The organism is Desulforhopalus glucosivorans, assembly GCF_054397165.1.
Genome location: NZ_AP044854.1, coordinates 294,738 through 314,067, shown reverse-complemented (window position 1 = coordinate 314,067; position 19,330 = coordinate 294,738). Strand labels below are relative to the sequence as shown.

The window sequence follows — 19,330 nt, the reverse complement described above, 5'->3', positions numbered from 1 at the left end:
CATTTATGCTCCAAAGACATTTCTACTTACAACACGATAAATAACAGCGATTTTCTCCTGCTCATTCAATCCCTTGCCAAACTGCTCAATTGTTGAATTCAGAACATTCTCCAAAGCTTGTCCATTTGGAGAGAGCTCTTCTAGTAACTCAAAAGTCCGGTCGTTCTTTTTACCCTTTAGAAAAACACTTAAACGACCCTGTCCATTTGGTGGGGGAGCTATAGGCTCTGGATCAGGATCAGGATTAGGGTCAGGAGGAATGAATGAATCGACATAATCTCTAGCTGATTCTAGTTTGGCCCCAAATTTTACGACAAGATCATCGCTCCAGGATGTGATATTGAGACCTGTAATTTTCTCTGCAATTTTCAATAGAATTTCATCTGTGATTGGCGAATTTTCTCTACATAAATCCACTAAACTGGCAGTCTCACCTACATAGACATGGCTCTGTTTTTCGGGTGATAGGCTAGTAAACCAGGTCGTTATACCTTGACCGGGATTGGACTCTTCCCCAAAAACTGATTCACATTCTGATAAAACTCTTTTTTTCAAGGCATCGAGAAGATTTTCTAGCTCCTCCTTATAGGGTTTAATTCCCTCGACAATCTGCTTGGGGGTAATCTTCTTTGCTTCATCAAAAACATGTTCAAAAAAATCTTTGAGCAGTATATGGTCAATATTAGGATCTAACTCAGCTAAAGGTTTGAAAATATGTTCTCGTAGCTGCCAGGCACCATCAGATACCTCATCGGTGACATGTGCATGCACTGGAAGTGTACGCCACCACTCTCCTATAGCAACCCCAACTTTCCTCACCCTTTCAAGCGAGGGGTCTGCTGGGGTAAAAGAAACATCAAATAATTCTGCAAGGCCATTAGTAAGCGCTTTTTGGTTAGAGCTTACATTCACATAAATCAGTTTATACTTTTCAGGAGAAGTGAATACCTTTTCCAACGTATCACTTTCAATAACTGTTATTTTTTCAATGTTAGTTGAATTTCGTTGAAACTCGAAAGAAATGTTCCCCAGAGATAGTTCGTTGTGGGCTACTGCTGCAAAAAACAATGGCATAGCCCTACATTTCACTCCAAACGGTGGCTTTCTTAATGTACGTACAAGGTTATCCATTTTCACAGGTTGAGTTCGAGCTTTTTGAATATATTTTTCAATACATTCCCAGGTATTGTATGCACCCTTAAAAGAGTTGATATCTGGTTTTTCAATGACAAACTCACCAGTCTGATTCTTCTTTAACAATCCATTACTTTTAAAAATCTGCGTAATAATGTGCTTGGGAGCATTCGCTGTTTCATTCCAAAGTTTCTCTGCTGCACCTTTGCCCGAAAGTTTGATGATTATATCACGACAGTCCTTTCGATATCCCCAATTACCACCAAAATCATCATGTGTAAGTTTTGGTTCATGTATATTAGGACAATCAGGAAAAACATCGGTCATCACTTTTGATGTTAATTTTTTTATTTGTCGCGCATTAAGGACCTTTTGTGACTGACCTTGCCAGTAGTAGTCCAACAGTTGCTTTTCAGGTCCAAAGAGGTCACCTATCATATCAGTAAGTTGGGCCGATTTATCATCATCCCAAACACGCCATTCCTCGTATAACTCACCACCTTCAGCATATAAACTAGCCTCGTTGTTTTTAAGGTAGTTCAGCGCTTGATGTTCTTTGAGCAAATTAAAAACTTGTACAGGATCTTTTGGTATACCTAGAACTACTTGTGAGTAATTATTGTCCGCCAATTCCGTAACAGCGATATTTTTAGCTTCATCGATTTCACTACTGCTTGCACAAAGCACTACTAACAGAATTCCATCATGATACAGCCCAGTACCAAGATTTTTAGTTAAAATATGTAGTTTTTCTTTTAATTGAGCCATACTGACTGGTTCAATTAACATCTTACGAGCTACGCCATATTCATCACCATAGCTGGTTGCTTCATAACTTTCATTGACAGGGAGAACTGACCAGAGTGACTTTAGATATTGAACTGGACTCTGTCCTAATTTTTCTGGGGTATCGTTAAGAAGTTTACGAACCTTTTCCATAAGAGATTCAGTAGCACTGCTCACAGCTGGGCGATATGAGCCATCAGCTTGCAGTTTCATCAATATATGATTCTCATTTTGCAGATCGGAGTGGCGAGCTAACTCTTTTGTAAAAACGGGTTGTTCAGCTGTAGGTATATCCAGTGAATAAATGAGAATTTCTTCTGTGACTTTGACTCTAGCTGGGTTGGTTACCCGAAAGACAGAAACTGCTTTTAAGATTCGTAAACCTAAACTATCATAATCTTCAAGCCTTGTTCGAAGATGTTCAAAATCACGGTGAACTGAGCGGGTACGTTCATGCTGCTTCACATCGTTAGAAAAATAATCCCAAAGTTTATCCACCGTAAACATTGGTGGACAAGAAGCTTCTGAGTTGCACACTGCTTTCGCAAGAAAACGATTAAAACTTCCAGGTTCATCTTCGCAAAGACATGTAAATAAAGTTCGGTTATTCTGGGCAACTTTTTCAGATATAGCAGGCAAACTATAAACAGCCATTGGGTGCAAAGGATAAGTTCCCAATATAACCGTTGCTTTCAACTCCTCTGGTGTAAAGCCAGTAAAATACTTCAAACGTGCGGTTTCTTGAACGAGCGAATCGAAATAGATATCATGATTAGATGTCAACGTTTGCCAACCAAGTGCTGACTCATCAGCAACTATTACTCCATCAATCAGCTGGAAAGTTTCTACATCTGTACTCTTCATGATGTATTGCTTAAACCGTCCTTCAATTTTACGTAAATCATCCTCAAGTTGCTGGTTATTTGCTCCTGAGGCATTCATTGAGATATCATGATACTCCTTCAACGAACGATGGCAAAATAGATAGAAATGAAGCTGATCTTCTCCACTATTGTTACATCGCTCAGCAAACTCTTGCAGTACAAGACCTTCTTTGCCTGTGGGGTCCTTAACCACTTCTCCCATTTTATGGCCAAATTCATCCCAAAATACAACAATCCCGGAAAACCCATGATGCTCCTTCAGCTCTTTAACAACACTGGTATAAAAGTCATTTGCTGAAAGCATCGTAGTATATTCAAAACGCCCCCCAGACGAACAAACGGGGTGAATTTTTCGAAATAGATCAAATGCTTTTTTCTGATAATTCCTTAACCGAGTCTTCAATTCTTCCACAGACATTCGGTTCTGCTCATCCTGATTTTCCTCAAGTTCTTTTTTTAGTAGGATGAAACTATCAGAGTAATTCTGTTCAATATCATCAATTCTAGATAAGGCAGCATCAAAAGCGGAGGTTGGTAAGAGGTACTCTAACCCTTCTTTTTCTAGAGCTTTACGCAACCCCATCATCAGACCGTCAGCTATATTACCAACATCACCATAAAGGTTTACAATAAGGAATTTATTTGGAACTAACCCTCGATAATGATTTAGAATTTCTTTGGTATCTGGATCAAGCTTATCAATGACTTTTTGTAGCTGCTCATTACCTAAGCTCCTAACGAAAAAATTCAAAAGCACAAGGGCAAGATGACTTTTCCCCGTTCCATATGTGCCCATGACAATCCTAGAGCGAAGGTCACTTGTCGGATGCAGTTTCTTGGCCAAATCTAGAATAATTTCTCGTGCAACTTCAGTTGGGATAAACCCTGCAACTTTCTCAAGATTATCACGGTCATTCTGTAAATTTACAGCGGCCTTAAATCCAGGTGAAATATGAATAAAATCACTTAAATTTTGGATTGTCATTCTTGCTCTCCACTTTCTTTCACGATACATCAGTCTTAATGAAAGGTTATTTAAAATTTTGTTACAGCAAATAGCGTTTTAATTAGGGCGCCCAAATAAGGCCTCTGTTATTTTCAGTTATCGCTATCAAATCACTCAAATCCTCTTGGCAATTAAGAAGAAAAACCAAAGGATATTTAGGCTCACTCACAAGAAGGTTTCGCAAAAAAGATAATCTCTCACTAACTGGCCACTTGGCATACAGGGGTTCTAAATCCGTGACGACAGTAGTCTGGAGATTAGCCATTTCGCAAAGTTCATTACGAATATCCTGCCATATGAAAAACTCATTTAATCTTCCTTGATATCGCTCCTGGAAATTGATAGTTATTGCGTTGGCAATATCGGCAAACTCATCAAGTAATGCGGGAGTGAATAAGTTGTCCATAGGACCTCTTATGATTAGCAATACTTTATAGCGATGTTCCTTGTATTGGTGAATTTTTTCAAGCAACCCTTCTAAGATATCCATAATGTTCCTCTAGAAAAAAGAGCCCTACCAGCCTGCTCTACTTCATTTTTTCCACTTCCTTTTTGCCCATATCCAAAGCATCTATAGGCTCTTCCCCATCTAGTTCATGATAATAGGCACTTACTAATGAAAGAGGTGTGATATCCATAATAGAGATTGAGTTTAACCCTGCCGTATGGCTGATCCAAGCCACTTGTTTTTGGTAATACTCTCCTATATCAACAAGCAAGCTATCAATTACTTCCCGTTCAAAGCGAAAAATTCGTCCCAAGCCTCCGGATTCGAATAGTTTTTCCAAATGGACTGAAGTACGTTGTTGTCCAGAAGCCCAATCAAGTAAAGCATAAGCTAGGATTGCCTTTGGCACACTTGGAGCTTCATCAGTCTGCCGGAGGTAATTGCCCTCTTCTGTAGTTAGAAAAAATCCAAATTCATCGCCCAGTCGCGTTCCCTCGAAGGCCTGTTTAAATGGCGAAAAGGTAAGTTTGTGAAATACACTATCAGTCATAGGCTTGTCGTGATTAACATCCCAGTAGCCACGAACGGCCTTTTCAAAATCATCACGACTGAAAGAATCTAGGCCGAATTCATTGAAATAAAATGCATAAAACCAAGCAGGAGAGGATGATTTAGCAAGATTATAATGTATTGCCCACCAGATCCCATCTTCCTCCAACTCAGGATCATGGTTAGCTATGATTTGACCTAAAGGAGTGAGTTGGAAACCACCTTTATTTTTGCATACAATCCCTGCCGACTCAGCCCAAGCCCTTGCAGCTCCAACCTTTAGTTTTCCAACGCGCAATAAAGATTGAGCTTTCTCAACCGATTTTGGCAAAAATAGATCGGGGTTCTCAGGTAACTTTTTTAATATGAGACGAAACCATGCTTCTTCAAAACCAAATTCAAACTTTGCCATACTTACTATTTTCCTCTTTTAGTTAAAGAGTCGAGAACTGGACAAATGTGTTTAACACAAGCTAAACAACTGACACATTTACTATTATCTACATAGAATTGATCTTCTGAGGTTAAAGCATTTTTTTTGCATTTAGCACCACATGCACCACAAAAGATACAAGTTTGTAATTTTTTTATTTGTTTCTCTACTCGCTGTTGGAATAATCTCCGATTTTTTTTAATCAAATAGTTTACCCGTATAGCCTTATCAACATAGGCAATCTCGACACTGGCCAAAATTTCCTGGGTTTTGAAATCGTGAATCAAAAATGTCTCAGCAAATTCCTGACTACTAAGCTGAGACTGAGGCCCAAGGGGTCTCAAAAAATGCCTGACTAAAGATATATCGCCACTCAATAGCTGGTACATAACAGCATCATCTGACAGTTTGCATGGTTGCGATTCAATAGCTGATTTGTAATGATCCAAACCACGGCCACCTGCACGAGCCCGCCAACCTTGATCTGTAAATATTTCAGGATTTGGATGTTGCATTCGTTCTGCCTGCTCACTAAGAAAAGTCTGCCATTTTTTACTCTTCTGTGGATAGCGGACTCCAATCATCTCCTGCGACCAAGCACTATTAAATGGACAATAAAGGCAACCAACCCTCCTAAAACCTTTTTTGTATGCATGGTTAAATGGCAATTCATGGATTAAAAGATAGAGCCATACCTGAATATCTGTCCAATCTATAATAGGGCTGGCAAGAAGTTCCCCTGCAATTTTATGTTTTGTAGAAACACGAGGATATTTCGACCGACGCACTGATTCCGAACGGCGCACTCCATCAAAAGCCAGCACTCCTTGCTCCGGACTCATACTATCAATCAATTTAGCTAAAGGATTTGTTTTATGGGTCGTACAACACCATCGCAATATACGGCTCGGGGGACCTATGTTTTTTGATGTTTGGAAAAAATCTAAATTAGAACTACTCTGCATAAGAGGAGTTAAAGGATGTAGCTCCTGAAAATCCTTAACATACTGATATGTATCAGGAAACTCTATTGTAGTGTCAGCAAATATATGGAGTACATCACTGCGCCCTAGCCCATTCATCACCAAGTGTGAAGTTACAGAAGAATCTTTGCCACCAGAAAAAGAGACAAATAAAACCTTATTTTCATTATCAGCAACTGTTTGGCGAATAAAAGTCTCCGCTTCATATTGTAAATCTTCTATGTATTTCTTATTAGCCTTTTGCAACAGTTCCAACCATTGCTGTCTAGTCCTTGCCAGAGGTTTCAGTTCTCCTGCCTCTAGGACGTTGGTTACCATTTCAGTCTTTGCAGATAGTTTAAAAAGCAACTGGCCCTGACAATAATAGCAATAACTACCTGGAGAAACCCAGATCTCTCCTTCTTTTAGAAGGGGGTAAAGAGATTGCGGCACTAACCTTTTAAGGTAATGGATCTCTGGACGAAAAACTGGTACCAATGATGCAGCACATAGATCACGAGATCCTCCACCACAAGCTAGACATTTGCTCCCTAGCACAGGGACATGACAAGTATCACACCAATAAGCCCTTTTTCCTTTTGCCTTACTCATAGCCTGATCTTCCCTCTTCTCTTGCTTCTAATTGTGATAGAGGAAGGCTGGTTTTCTGCATCCAATACAGACTTCTCTTTTTGTAATTCCTGATTCGGTTCCGATTTTTGTTGATTTATATTTGTCACGATTGGTATTGAAACTGGGTTGATTGTTGAAAAATATTCATCTATTGCCTTAAGAATGGTGATAAGTACGGAGTCCCTCGTTTCACCTTGTTGTAATTCTATATAGAGGTTTTTTGGTATTTTAATTCTTATACCCTGTTGAGAGTATGAATGAAAAAAACCTGACTTCAAAAAACTATCTAATGGTTTTGGGCAGACCCTATTTTTGATCTCAGTTGGGGAGAATTCTGTGATTCTACTCATAGCAGAAGAATCATCCTCGACGACCCAGCCTTTTTTAGATCTAGAACGGTAAAAATTATAAAACATATCCTTTAATTTAGAGACATAGATACTACCCGCTTCATCCATACTGCGGATAAAAATATACCCCATTACTAATTTGTAGGATGTATTATTGTTTCGACTTATTAGATAGCTGGTAAAAGTTGCTACCGATTCCGGCAATAAAGCCAGAAGACTTTGAATGGATCTGTCTTTCCAAGTCTCAGGTCTGTCATACAATCCATCGCCAAGGCTTGTAAACCTCGAATCGGCTGTTAAAGCAGCTGTAATATTACCTTCTGTGAACTCACCTTGAAGTTGTTTGATAATGTTGATCCGCCGCATAGGGAGCCCATTGTCATCAATCAATTGCTCGATAGCAGTTGAGACTGAACGATAACCACCCACACCCCATGACTTCAGCCCATAAGTACCTCGATTTATAATTTCGATAGAGTCATAGCGCATGATAGCATTATGGACATGACGATCACCTATCTCATTGAAATTTCCATTCAAGTTACGAATCGCTTTTGCAATTTCAGTAAAGTGCATAGGCTTGCCATATCCTTCTAAAGCATAACAGGCAGCCTCTTCGAGATTATCACAATATCTTAGTTTCCATTTATCGTATGGAAGCACGACATCATCATGTAAAACAAACTGGGCATCACTCTTTTGAATGAGTTGTTCAATGAATGCTCGGTGAAAAGAGGTGATTATTTGTTGAGAACAATTATTTGTGCAATATTCACTAATCTTTTTGGAGATTACTTGTACGTGGTAGGATTCTGAACCCTCGAAATCAAGCTTTCTGATTATTTGGAGTGGCCGATCACAAGACAAGCACTCAGTTTCAACCGAGATAACGTCTGAATCATTCTTAAAATTTTCTTCGGGATACCAAAGAAGAAGAAACTGCCCTAAGGCTAGGCTATATGGTGGAGTGGGCCAATCGAAGGATTTTTGAAGAGCAAATGCAAGGGATCCAAGTTCAATAAGACCACCACCTTGAGAAATGATTGTACTGAGTTGTTCTGAGAATACATTCAGTTTATCAACGTTCGCCTTAATCTGTAATTTAATAAATCCTTTTTTCAGAATCTGCCGTGCACGTTCACGGGTTATTCCAAAATACTCACCAAGTTCTTCCAAGATAGGACTCTTCCCTTCTCGAAAACAAAACCGCTTTAGAAAAAGGTCCTGATTTCTCACGTTCTTTATGCACTGCCGAACGAAGCTTTCAACCATACTATCGTAGCTTTCATAATCAATTGGCTCGACATCAGCATCAGAATCGACAGCAACTGGAACACCAGTCAAACATAAGGATGTTACAATTCCTTTTAATTCGTTAAGGCTCCTTCGACCAAAATTCTTTTCAGAGAGCAATGATGATCCAGACGTTAACATTACTTCGCCAATAGTTTGAAACCCGAGTTTATTTAACACTTTTGAAGTACGAACAGTCAAAACGATGTCTTTGAGACGGATTTTTCCTTGAAAATCATAATGCAAATCCTCTACAAGAAAACCAACAATACCTCTTGAGGAGAACAAAGGAAGAAGCTGAAGGCTAGACTCAGAGGGCGATATAGCTAATTGCTCCTGAATCGATGGGGGTGGTTTCAGTTGACCCACTGAACGTATGGCATTGAGAAATTGTACTATCTCATTTGCAGTTTTTTTACCACAATTAGGCAATTCACGTATTGCTTCTTCTGTCTGCAAATTTGGATCTGTTAAGGATGAACAGTTTTTCAAAAGTACATTGGTGGCACGGACAGACAACGCTGCCTCCGTCACAAGTATTTTCAGAGAATCATGTTCATCCTTCTGCTGAGCATTTTCCATGAGTCACACTCTAAAACCATTCAAAATATTTCAGCCTTTTATCGCATTAGAACTTGGGAAGTTTTGATAACTTACCTTGTGCGACCATCTCCTCACAAAACAGCTTAAATTGCCCCCAAGCCAAACGTGAAGGCTTTGACTGTTGATTCTCCCACCTATTAACAGTGGCAAAACTTACTCCTAATTCCCGGGCCAAGTCCTCCTGACTACAGCCAATAGTGTTTCGGACTTTCTTCACAAGCCTTGCGTACTCACTGGATATTTCAAGTTTCGTCATTCACTTACCGTAAGTAATTAATTCAATAAATTCAGAAAGGTTACGTAAGACAGTATAACATTTATTATAACAAGCGTTAAATGTCAAGAAGGGTAAAAAAGAGAAGAATCTGAAAGTTGTAGATTTCTGAAAATACGGGATCGAAAGCTGCAAAAACGGATAAACTCCTAACACTGAGAGACTCATATCTCACACCCACATATTGGACATGACACGTGTAGTTCAAGAGTGTTGTAGTTGATCACTTCTGTCACCTTTAAATCAAAACAACTCAGTTCATGCCCGCAACTCCAAAGAAGACTGTCGACTTCTAGATCTTCTATTATTTCTAGGACTCGTTGTTTCTCTCTTTCTATTGCTTCAAAATTCATTTAATCCTCCTAAAACAAAAAAGCCCACTGACTTTGGGCCAGTAGGCTGATTCACAATTTGTTTATATACGAATTGATTGCAATTTATTTTACTGATATTGAAGAACTTACTACATTACTCCCACCACTGAGCCTCGACTATTTTCGCCACTGAGAAAGCTGGTCGAATTTCCCGGTGCTCATGGAGCTCACAATCAATTTCCATGATCTTTTGCACACGGACTGCCTTTAACTCCGAATAGGAAAAGTAACGGGCAACTCTGAAAGAGATTATCAAGAGTATACATACATGGCTCGTCGCTGGGCTCGTATTTGTGGCAAATTAGTATGTTCAGAAATCACTACGCTTGATATTGAAAAATTAATTATTGAGCGTAGTGAAGTGTCTAACTATGTTGCGAACAAAGAATTGCGTTATCTGAGGGCTACGTTCAATTTTGGATTCAACAAAGGTATTATTCCGAATGATCCAACTAAAGGTATTCCTTTTTTGCCTGTGGATAAAACAATTAAATACGTCCCACCAATGAAACAAATTGACAAAGTGATAGGACTCGCCACGAAAGATAATCAGAGAGACACTTGCTCGGGTAAGTGAAATCAATAGACTTATCTGGGATGACATTAGTTTTAAGAGCAGATATGTGACGCTCTACACACGGAAAAAAAGTGGTGGCCATTTGCCCCCAAGACGAATCTGGATGACGGATAAGCTCTACACGATCTTAACTGAGCGTTTCACAGCTAGAACGGATATGCATCCATGGGTCTTTTGGCACAGGTATTACAGTCGTAAAGAAGGTTGCTGGAAAGAAGGACCTTACGGAGACAGAAAAAAGATAATGAAGTCCCTCTGTGCTATAGCAGGAGTCCCTTATTTCAGATTCCATGCTCTACGACATGCAGGGGGCATCACTAATGGAAAGTATCAACACGCCCATTGGTACTATTCAGAAAATACTCGGTCACGAAAACCGTAAGACAACAGAGATTTACCTGCACACTTTTAATGAAACTGAAAAGCAAGCAATCAGGGATTATGAGGCTGCAAGAAAAAAGTCACACACAAATCAACACACAGGTCTCTAGACAAGAAAAAAGCCCTTACAGTTGAAAGGCTGTAAGGGCTTGATATCTTTTTCAAACGAATGGTGCCGGGACCAGGAATCGAACCAGGGACACACGGATTTTCAGTCCGTTGCTCTACCGACTGAGCTATCCCGGCGCCTCATCGTTTGGAGACGTCTATTTACCCAAATTGACTTAGAGTGTCAATAGATTTTCTCTATTTATTTTCACTTTATTACTTTATCTCAAATTAAATGTCTTTATGGATGGATAATCCACCAAGATCCAGATCAAAATCCAGATCCGCATCCATATCCATTGACCCTTTATCAGTTCCATCTGCTCCAGTATCTTCAGCTAAAGTATCAGAGAAATCAATATCATCTAAAGAAAGGACAGTTTCCTGGACAGGATCAGATCCGCTCGTTTCCGTATCATCAACATCATCTAAGGCAAGATCAAAATTAAGGTCATCGAGATCCAGATCTACAGCTCCTGCGTCGAGGTCAAAATCAAGATCATCATCTTCACCCAGCACCACTGTCGGAGGATCGAGATCTGACATATCCGCCAGCTCATCAGGGACAGAAATTTCTAGCATATCGTCATCAGAATCAAGGCTCACATCTGAATCATCTGAGAGAAAAGCGGCTTCGGGATCAGAGACTTCCTCAAATTGACTGAGGTCCACTTCAATTTCACCTTCAGGACCATCATCGTCTAAAGTGACGATGGTCTCTTCTTCCTCAAAACCACCTACCTCAATACCCTGCGAAGGAATTTCGATTTCGCCAGCACCATCATCTGAAAAATCTACATCATCAGATAGAAAGTCAGAATCGTCATCGGAAAAGTCTGATTCCATTGATGAGATCTCATCGGAAAAATCAGCGTGATCATCATGAGTATCATGACGATCAGCATTAAATTTCAAAAAACTTGGGGCCGGGATATTAGGAACTGCTCCCTGCAAGACCTCTGATGCAGACTGGATATTTTTTTTACACTTCAGACACTCATCAACAAGGTCGAATGAAATGTATCCACATTTTGGACAACGCATGGGGGTAACCCTCTTTAAACGAAGATTTAAACTTAGGTAAAATAAGACAATTTATTCTACTCACAGGCTAGTATCGCATAGATTAAAGCAATTAATCAAGTTTTTTCTAGCTAAGCAAAACACATAACTCCGTGTATCAACATGAAGTTTCAGAGGCCTATTCATTACATGACCAGGCTTCATCTAACTGATTACAACCTTAAACAGCCCGGCACTGGAGGTCAAACTTTAAAAAGACCAATCCATACCGATATCACAAGAAAGAGCTGAGTGAGTTAAGGCACCTATGGAAATAATATCCACACCTGTCTTTGCAATTCCCGCTACTGAACCCAGATTTACCCCACCAGAGGCCTCGACCAACGCTTTCCCGCCAATGAGTTGAACTGCTTCTATCATCATCTCGTTGGTCATATTATCGAGCATTATTATATCAACACCACACTCAAGACACTCCCCAACCTGCTCTATGGTGTCAGTTTCCACCTCTATGCGTATAGTGTGTGGGATTTCCTCCCGAACCCGCAACACCGCATCCTTGATTGAGCCGCAGGCTGCAATATGATTGTCCTTTATCATCACACCATCAGTGAGATTAAATCTATGATTTGCCCCACCCCCCACGCGAACTGCATATTTTTCTAAAACGCGTAAGCCTGGAGTTGTTTTTCGTGTGTCAGTGATTTTAACGTTTGTGCCCTGCACCTTATCTACAAATTCACGGGTAAGAGTCGCAATACCACAAATTCTCTGGACAAGGTTAAGAGCTACCCGCTCAGCTTTAAGCAGATCAACGACAGAACCACTGACCTCGAGCAACACCATACCTTTTTTTGCCACCGTACCATCAGCAACTGCCGATGAAGTCACGATTTGAGAATTTTGTACCTTAAACACTTCAGAAGCAACTCTTTCCATGCCACCAACAACGAACTCTTCTCTGGCCACCAGTTTTGCAGTTCCGGTCTCACCCTTATAAAAAATAGACTCGCTGGTTAAATCACCACGACCAACATCCTCACGGAGGAAACCACGAATCATTTCATGCAACATGTTCTTATCCATTCGTGATTCCTATGCCATTTTCTTGAGACGTTCTTTTGCTTCTGCAATCTTAGCAAGCTTTGCATCTAAAGCGGCCTTTTCCTGCTGAACCTTTTCCACCACAGCATCTGGTGCATTGGCAAGAAATTTTTCATTGGAAAGCTTTCCAGCTATCTGCTTATATTTTCCATCTATTTTCTTTTCTTCCCTTGCAAGCTTATCAAGTTCAGCCTGAACATCCACAAGGCCTTTAAGGGGCACAAAAATCTCCATATCATGGTAAATGTACGTTGCTGCATCATCTGGTTTTGCAGCGTCATGGCTCACTGTGAAGCTGCTGAGCCGTGTCATATCTGAAACTGCTGCCTTATGAGCCTTAAGCAGCTCAACTTGGGTCGCATCAGCACACAGGATGAGTGCATCAATCTTAGTAGATGGATGGATATCCGCCTCTGAACGAATATTTCGGATTCCCGTGATTATCCCCATGACAGTCTCCATCTCTGCGTCAACCTTATCGTTTTCCCACGCTGGTTGCAGTTCAGGAAACGAACTTGTTACAAGCAGCTCTCTTTCACCCGGCAGGGCTGACCAGATCTCTTCGGAAACAAATGGTGTGATCGGATGAATGAGTTTTAAAATTGTTTCAAGGACAACAAGTAATCCACCCTGAGCCTGTTGTTTTGCTGTAAGGTCATCGCTGAAAAGATCCGCCTTAATCCACTCCAGATACCAGTCACAGAACTCGTGCCAGATAAAATGGTAGTTTACAGATGCCACATCATTGAATCGATACTCATCAAGGGCTAAACGAACATTCTTAATAGTCGCTGCAGTTCTACTGAGAATCCATTGGTGTACCAGAGGCAAATCTTTTGGATTATTTACAACAGATTTGATTGAATCATCGCAGTCTGAAACATGCATAAGGGCAAAACGCGCTGCATTCCAAATCTTATTTATAAAATGGCGATACCCTTCAATCCTGTCCTCATCGAGTTTAATCTCTCTTCCCTGGGCTGCAAAGGCTGTCAGGGTAAAGCGCATGGCATCGGTACCATACTCTTTCATCACAACAAGGGGATCGATGACATTACCTGTGGACTTGGACATTTTTTTGCCATGCTTATCCCGAACAAGGGCGTGGAGATACACATCCTTAAAGGGCACCTCATCCATAAAGTGCAGACCCATCATCATCATCCTGGCAACCCAGAAAAAGAGGATATCAAAGCTTGTGATGAGCACTGAGGTTGGATAGAACGTTTGAAGTTCTTTCGTGTTCTCTGGCCAACCCATTGTTGAAAATGGCCACAAAGCAGAAGAAAACCAGGTGTCGAGAACGTCTGTTTCCTGGGTTAAGTTCTTTGATGAACATTGAGAACATGAATCAGGAGCTGCGGTCTCGACCATGAGTTCACCACAGTCATTACAGGTCCAGGCTGGGATTCGGTGCCCCCACCAAATCTGTCTGGAAATACACCAATCCCTGATATTGTCCATCCAACTGTAAAAGGTATTATACCAGGTCTTAGGATAAATATTAATGCGTCCGTCTTGTACTGCGTCAACAGCTTTCGCAGCAAGGGGCTTCACAGAAACAAACCATTGCAGGGACGTGGTTGGCTCGCTTACGGTCTTACAACGATAACAGTGACCAACAGCGTGATCATACTCTTCGATCTCTTCAAGAAAACCTTGTGTTTTAAGGTCTTCCACAATCTTCTTTCTACACTCAAAACGATCAAGCCCGCAGTACTCACCGGCCGCTTCATTCATCACACCCTTATCGTCCATTACCTTAAGACGTGGAAGAGAGTGCCTGAGACCAATTTCATAATCGTCACGATCATGGGAAGGAGTAACTTTTAGTGCACCAGTACCAAATTCGCGATCAACATGATCATCAAAAACAACTGGCAGAATTCTGTCAGTGAGCGGCAGCTTAATACCTATTTCGGCTAAATGCTGATAGCGTTCGTCCTTTGGATGTACGGCAACACCAGTATCTCCCAGCATGGTTTCCGGTCTGGTTGTGGCAACAACAACAGAACCAGAACCATCAGCATATGGGTAACGAATATGGTACAACTTGCCCTTTGTATCTTCATGCTCAACTTCATCATCGGCAAGCGCAGTGTGGCATCTGGGGCACCAGTTTACAATGTAGTCGCCCTTGTAGATCAGCCCTTCTTTGTAGAGGCGTACAAACACTTCTTTAACAGCATCGGACAAACCTTCATCCATGGTAAAACGCTCTCTCTCCCAATCGCAGGAAGCTCCAAGTTTTTTGAGCTGATGAATGATGGTTCCACCTTTTTCTTTTCTCCACTCCCAAACCTTTTCAATAAACGCATCACGACCAAGGTCATCACGGGTTTTCCCCTCGGTGGCCAGCTGTCGTTCCACAACATTTTGAGTGGCAATACCTGCATGATCTGTCCCGGGCACCCAGACGGTATTATCTCCGCACATTCTCTTATAGCGTGTCAGGATATCCTGGAGAGTATTATTCAACGCATGCCCAACATGGAGAACACCCGTTACATTGGGTGGAGGAATAACTATTGAATGGGAGGGTTTTCCATCCTCCATTTTAGCTGCGAAACTGCCGCTCTGCTGCCACTGCTCCAGCCATTTTTCTTCAACGGCGGCAAATTCATATCCCTTACTCAATAGCTTTTCGTCTTTTATAGTCATAATGTACTACTCTTTTATATAGATTTATTAATCATACCTTTTGGGCGCACCAATTTGGAAAAATACTATGATACAGCGAGAATTCAACAGTTATCGGTCATTGTGGGAAAAAAGCAGCTCTTTTTTTATAATATTTTGAGATTTATGATCAAAAAAGCCTACAACGTGACTACGACCTGCAGATAATTCAATCACTACGCTGGACAGGCAAGGCTTACAAACTGTACTTTCCACCGAGGACACAATAAGACCTCTTTATCAAAAACGCAGGTGCAGAAAGCAACACCGGCGAATCCCTCTGGCTAACAACTAAGCTGAACCTGTAATAAATGATCGGCACCGCAAAGACAAAAGGTGTACCCCGGTGCTTTCATCACTCACACCGAGTGATCAGAGAAATCAGGAAGTCCTCATTTCAAATACATACAACCCCATGATTCGAAAGCCTGCGGAGAAAAATTGAATAATTCTTGTGGCCCCATTAGCAGAAGTTGAGAAAATGTGTGATTCTCTCAATGATGATGGTATCCATCCTGAGGGTACGGCTACCTGCTCTTGCCCAACAAAAAGACAAAAAAGATAACGTTTATTTGACACTCCAAGGCTTGGGTAAAAACACCTGTTCATACACTGAAAGTGCGTACCTGTCTGTCATACCTGCAATGTAATCACATACCGTGCGATGGGCTTCTTTATCATCGGCCCAACCATCACTACCTGCACCGACCACCCACTCTCCTTTTTGTATGCGAACTAGCCCATTTTCCAGGAAATAATTATATAAATCGCGGATTATTCTCTGGGCCTTAGTAAATTCATTGTGCACCTTATAATAGGTGTACACATTATCATAAAGAAATGATCTCAGATTTGTTATTGCCTCAAGCATTGTATCACTGATATGCAAATTTCCATCGTCTGCTGCCAGGGTTTCCACGATGAGATCTCGTACCATTGCACCAATACGTATTGAATGCCTCTCTCCTACGACATTGTTTATCGCAGCAGGCAGATCCGTTTCTTTTAGTATTTCCGCTCGCAGGGCATCATCTAAGTCATGGTTAACATAGGCAATGATATCCGCAAGACGAACGACCTGCCCTTCAAGAGTCACTGCAATTTCTGACTTATCACTCGGCAGGATATCGGCTCTCCCCTTTGAGTGACGAACAATTCCATTTCTAACTTCAAAGGTAAGATTAAGCCCTTTTCCACCATTTTCTAAAAAATCCACAACCCGTAAACTATGCACATAATGGCGAAAGCCACTGGGATGCAGATCATTAAGAGTTGCTTCCCCCGCATGACCAAATGGGGTGTGCCCTAAGTCATGGCCAAGCGCAATGGCTTCAGTAAGTGGCTCGTTGAGGCACAACGCTGAGGCGATAGTGCGTGCAATCTGTGAAACTTCGAGAACATGTGTCAGGCGGGTTCTGTAGTGATCACCAGTGGGAGCGAGAAAGACCTGGGTTTTATGCTTTAATCGTCTAAATGTTTTTGAATGAGTGATACGATCGCGATCACGCTGAAATGAAAGTCGTATATCTGCGACATCTTCTTCTTCCTCAACATGCCTGCCTGAAGAGTTTTTATTGAGAGCGGCAAAAGGTGATAATATCTTTTCTTCTCTCAGCTCAAGCTGATCCTTAATAGATGTTCCTATAACCGGTACAAATGACATTATTCTCTGCTGGCTGATTGTCTCGATTGAGAGGCCATCACATATCCTGATGAAATCCCCACACCACTACACCTAGTTAAACCATGCCCGACTTATGATTTCAACTACTTACCCATGCATTTTCATTACATGGGAGGTAATTGTATGTTCATAGCCACAAATCTACATTCAGATGAGAAAACACATTAGACTGTAATATTATTAGCTTACACTTTTCAGGTACATTTATTATAGTAATTTTGAGGAACGTAGCGCCTTAACAACTTTCAAAAACACCTATTGCACAAAATTAAAAAATTTTACCTGACAGACCTCCATGAGAAAGAAAATTAGCCCACAGAGAGCAATAATATTACTCCTTATTGCTTTACTTTTTTTTATTGCCGACTACTACACAAAAAATAATTCTACACCATTGCCGTCTGCTAAAAATAGCACTGCAATAGAACAAGCCTATAACAACAAGAAAGAGTCTGTACAGGTAATGGGAAGAGGAGTTGTTGTCAAAATACTTCCAGATGACCTCCATGGAGCAAAGCATCAAAAATTCATCATCAAAATTTCTAAGGATCTTACTATTCTCATTGCCCACAACATAGACCTTGCACCCAGAATCAACTCTCTTAAAAAAGGGGATGAAGTCATCTTTAACGGAGAATACGAGTATAACAATAAGGGTGGCGTGGTTCACTGGACCCATCACGACCCCAGAAAAAAACACCCGGAAGGATGGCTGAAACATAAGGGAAAGACCTACAAATAGAAGTTTATCATGCTCGTTTAGTAACGCTTAACACTATAGTGTGGTTATTCAGGATCCTTCGTTTTTCATCAGCTACTACTTGACAACTATAAGAACAATAAGAATTACTATCTGCTAACTGCAGTAATTCCAAAATATTTTAAACATCTATATAACAGGAGAATGACATGGCAAAAATCACTTTGAAGGGAAATGAAATTGAAACCATCGGAGCCCTCCCTGCCGTAGGAAGCAAAGCTCCTGAGTTTAGCGTCGTGACAACTGAACTCGCTGAGGTAGGCCTAAAAGATTATTCTGGTAAAACAGTTGTTCTCAATATTTTCCCATCTATTGATACGGGGATTTGTGCGGCATCAACCAGACGTTTTAACAGTGAAGCCAGCAATGTTGATAACGCTGTTGTCCTATGTGTTTCGGCAGATCTCCCCTTTGCCCATGGCAGATTCTGTGAAGCTGAAGGATTAAAAGATGTCGTCCCTGTTTCAGTGTTCAGATCTGCAGCCTTTGGCGAAGCGTACGGCCAAACTATCACCACTGGCCCCCTTGCAGGTCTGCTTGCCCGTGCCGTTGTGGTCGTTGATGCAACAGGTACTGTTAAGTATGTAGAACAGGTTCCGGAGATCACCCAGGAACCAGACTATGAAAGTGCGCTAAAAGCTATAGGTTAAAAGCTTAGATGAGTGACACAAAAAAATGGGATCAGCGCTATAGTGAACCAGGTTACGCCTATGGCACTGATCCCAACGATTTTTTAGCGGCTTCGCTGAAATATATACCCACTGGCGGTAATGTACTTTGCATGGCAGACGGAGAGGGTCGTAACAGTGTGTTTCTTGCCCGTCAAGGTTTTGAGGTGACTGCGGTTGATTCATCGACTGTTGCCATGAAAAAGGCCCAGAGACTTGCAGAGCAACACGGTGTTGAGGTTACGACCGTTGTCGATGATCTATCGAGGTTTACTTTTACTCCAAACCAGTATGACGCAATTATTTCCATTTTTTGTCATCTGCCACCGCCTTTACGAAAAACTGTACATCAGTCAGTGGTTTATAGTTTGAAACAAGGGGGGATATACGTATTGGAAGGGTACACTCCAAAGCAACTACAATATGGAACAGGTGGACCACCAATCGTTGAATTATTAATGAATCTCAGCGAAATTACAGAGGAGATCTCCCCATTAACAATTCTTCATGGTCTCGAGCTTGAGCGTAATGTCCAGGAAGGCAAATTACACAAGGGCTTAGGAGCTGTGGTCCAACTGATCGCTCAAAAATCATTTCATGGCTGATCAAAGTATACA

General features: G+C 41.1%; 17 protein-coding genes, 1 tRNA gene and 1 pseudogene. 6 read left to right on the top strand and 13 right to left on the bottom strand.

Annotation, left to right across the window (positions count from 1 at the left end; genetic code table 11):
• Positions 1–3 precede the first annotated feature (3 nt).
• From ACX6CI_RS01370 to ACX6CI_RS01335, 8 genes and pseudogenes are all read right to left on the bottom strand, one after another.
• Positions 4–3,789, bottom strand: coding sequence for a hypothetical protein (locus ACX6CI_RS01370; protein ID WP_458776386.1), 3,786 nt, complete (start codon positions 3,787–3,789; stop codon positions 4–6).
• Between the two features lie 82 nt (positions 3,790–3,871).
• Positions 3,872–4,300, bottom strand: a complete 429-nt coding sequence (locus ACX6CI_RS01365; protein ID WP_458776385.1) for a hypothetical protein — start codon at positions 4,298–4,300, stop codon at positions 3,872–3,874.
• Positions 4,301–4,337: 37 nt separating this feature from the next.
• Positions 4,338–5,219 (bottom strand): DUF4007 family protein, encoded by an 882-nt coding sequence (locus ACX6CI_RS01360; protein WP_458776384.1) that lies wholly within the window; start codon positions 5,217–5,219, stop codon positions 4,338–4,340.
• 5 nt (positions 5,220–5,224) lie between these two features.
• On the bottom strand, positions 5,225–6,814 hold the full coding sequence (locus ACX6CI_RS01355; protein WP_458776383.1) for a phosphoadenosine phosphosulfate reductase domain-containing protein: 1,590 nt from the start codon (positions 6,812–6,814) through the stop codon (positions 5,225–5,227).
• The gene (locus tag ACX6CI_RS01350) at positions 6,811–8,724 is read right to left on the bottom strand and encodes a DNA-directed RNA polymerase subunit alpha C-terminal domain-containing protein (protein WP_458778418.1); all 1,914 of its coding nucleotides are present in this window, start codon (positions 8,722–8,724) and stop codon (positions 6,811–6,813) included. The genes ACX6CI_RS01355 and ACX6CI_RS01350 overlap by 4 nt, the downstream gene beginning before the upstream one ends.
• 147 nt (positions 8,725–8,871) lie before the next feature.
• A pseudogene (locus tag ACX6CI_RS01345) lies at positions 8,872–9,060 on the bottom strand (DNA-directed RNA polymerase subunit alpha C-terminal domain-containing protein); the annotation flags it as partial.
• A 46-nt stretch (positions 9,061–9,106) separates the two neighbouring features.
• Positions 9,107–9,337, bottom strand: coding sequence for a helix-turn-helix domain-containing protein (locus ACX6CI_RS01340; RefSeq protein WP_458776382.1), 231 nt, complete (start codon positions 9,335–9,337; stop codon positions 9,107–9,109).
• Positions 9,338–9,519: 182 nt separating this feature from the next.
• Positions 9,520–9,708: a hypothetical protein gene (locus ACX6CI_RS01335; RefSeq protein ID WP_458776381.1), complete on the bottom strand. Its 189-nt coding sequence runs from the start codon at positions 9,706–9,708 to the stop codon at positions 9,520–9,522.
• A 289-nt stretch (positions 9,709–9,997) separates the two neighbouring features.
• Between ACX6CI_RS01335 and ACX6CI_RS01330 the strand changes: the two genes are divergently transcribed.
• Genes ACX6CI_RS01330 through ACX6CI_RS01320 form a run of 3 tightly spaced genes read left to right on the top strand, consistent with a single transcriptional unit; the run spans position 9,998 to position 10,797 of the window.
• The gene (locus ACX6CI_RS01330; RefSeq protein ID WP_458776380.1) at positions 9,998–10,306 is read left to right on the top strand and encodes a hypothetical protein; all 309 of its coding nucleotides are present in this window, start codon (positions 9,998–10,000) and stop codon (positions 10,304–10,306) included.
• On the top strand, positions 10,275–10,688 hold the full coding sequence (locus ACX6CI_RS01325) for a tyrosine-type recombinase/integrase (RefSeq protein ID WP_458778417.1): 414 nt from the start codon (positions 10,275–10,277) through the stop codon (positions 10,686–10,688). Before ACX6CI_RS01330 ends, ACX6CI_RS01325 begins: the two co-directional genes overlap by 32 nt.
• The gene (locus ACX6CI_RS01320) at positions 10,627–10,797 is read left to right on the top strand and encodes a hypothetical protein (protein ID WP_458776379.1); all 171 of its coding nucleotides are present in this window, start codon (positions 10,627–10,629) and stop codon (positions 10,795–10,797) included. Before ACX6CI_RS01325 ends, ACX6CI_RS01320 begins: the two co-directional genes overlap by 62 nt.
• A 60-nt stretch (positions 10,798–10,857) precedes the next feature.
• On the opposite strand, the gene ACX6CI_RS01315 is transcribed toward ACX6CI_RS01320, so the two are convergent.
• The 5 genes from ACX6CI_RS01315 to ACX6CI_RS01295 all read right to left on the bottom strand — a co-directional run bounded on the left by ACX6CI_RS01315 (position 10,858) and on the right by ACX6CI_RS01295 (position 17,264).
• Positions 10,858–10,933 (bottom strand) — tRNA-Phe (locus ACX6CI_RS01315).
• A gap of 93 nt (positions 10,934–11,026) precedes the next feature.
• The gene (locus ACX6CI_RS01310) at positions 11,027–11,839 is read right to left on the bottom strand and encodes a hypothetical protein (RefSeq protein WP_458776378.1); all 813 of its coding nucleotides are present in this window, start codon (positions 11,837–11,839) and stop codon (positions 11,027–11,029) included.
• A gap of 228 nt (positions 11,840–12,067) precedes the next feature.
• Positions 12,068–12,904 (bottom strand): carboxylating nicotinate-nucleotide diphosphorylase, encoded by an 837-nt coding sequence (gene nadC, locus ACX6CI_RS01305; RefSeq protein WP_458776377.1) that lies wholly within the window; start codon positions 12,902–12,904, stop codon positions 12,068–12,070.
• Positions 12,905–12,913: 9 nt separating this feature from the next.
• Positions 12,914–15,583 carry a valine--tRNA ligase gene (locus tag ACX6CI_RS01300; protein WP_458776376.1) on the bottom strand — a complete coding sequence of 890 codons (2,670 nt, stop codon included), beginning with the start codon at positions 15,581–15,583 and terminating at the stop codon, positions 12,914–12,916.
• Positions 15,584–16,169: 586 nt separating this feature from the next.
• Positions 16,170–17,264, bottom strand: a complete 1,095-nt coding sequence (locus tag ACX6CI_RS01295) for a deoxyguanosinetriphosphate triphosphohydrolase (protein ID WP_458776375.1) — start codon at positions 17,262–17,264, stop codon at positions 16,170–16,172.
• Positions 17,265–17,580: 316 nt separating this feature from the next.
• On the opposite strand from ACX6CI_RS01295, the gene ACX6CI_RS01290 reads away from it, so the two are divergent.
• From ACX6CI_RS01290 to ACX6CI_RS01280, 3 genes are all read left to right on the top strand, one after another.
• Positions 17,581–18,027: a DUF3465 domain-containing protein gene (locus ACX6CI_RS01290; RefSeq protein WP_458776374.1), complete on the top strand. Its 447-nt coding sequence runs from the start codon at positions 17,581–17,583 to the stop codon at positions 18,025–18,027.
• Positions 18,028–18,194: 167 nt separating this feature from the next.
• Complete coding sequence (tpx, locus tag ACX6CI_RS01285) at positions 18,195–18,695, top strand: thiol peroxidase (RefSeq protein WP_458776373.1); 501 nt, start codon at positions 18,195–18,197, stop codon at positions 18,693–18,695.
• Positions 18,696–18,703: 8 nt separating this feature from the next.
• Positions 18,704–19,318, top strand: coding sequence for a methyltransferase domain-containing protein (locus tag ACX6CI_RS01280; RefSeq protein WP_458776372.1), 615 nt, complete (start codon positions 18,704–18,706; stop codon positions 19,316–19,318).
• Positions 19,319–19,330 lie beyond the last annotated feature (12 nt).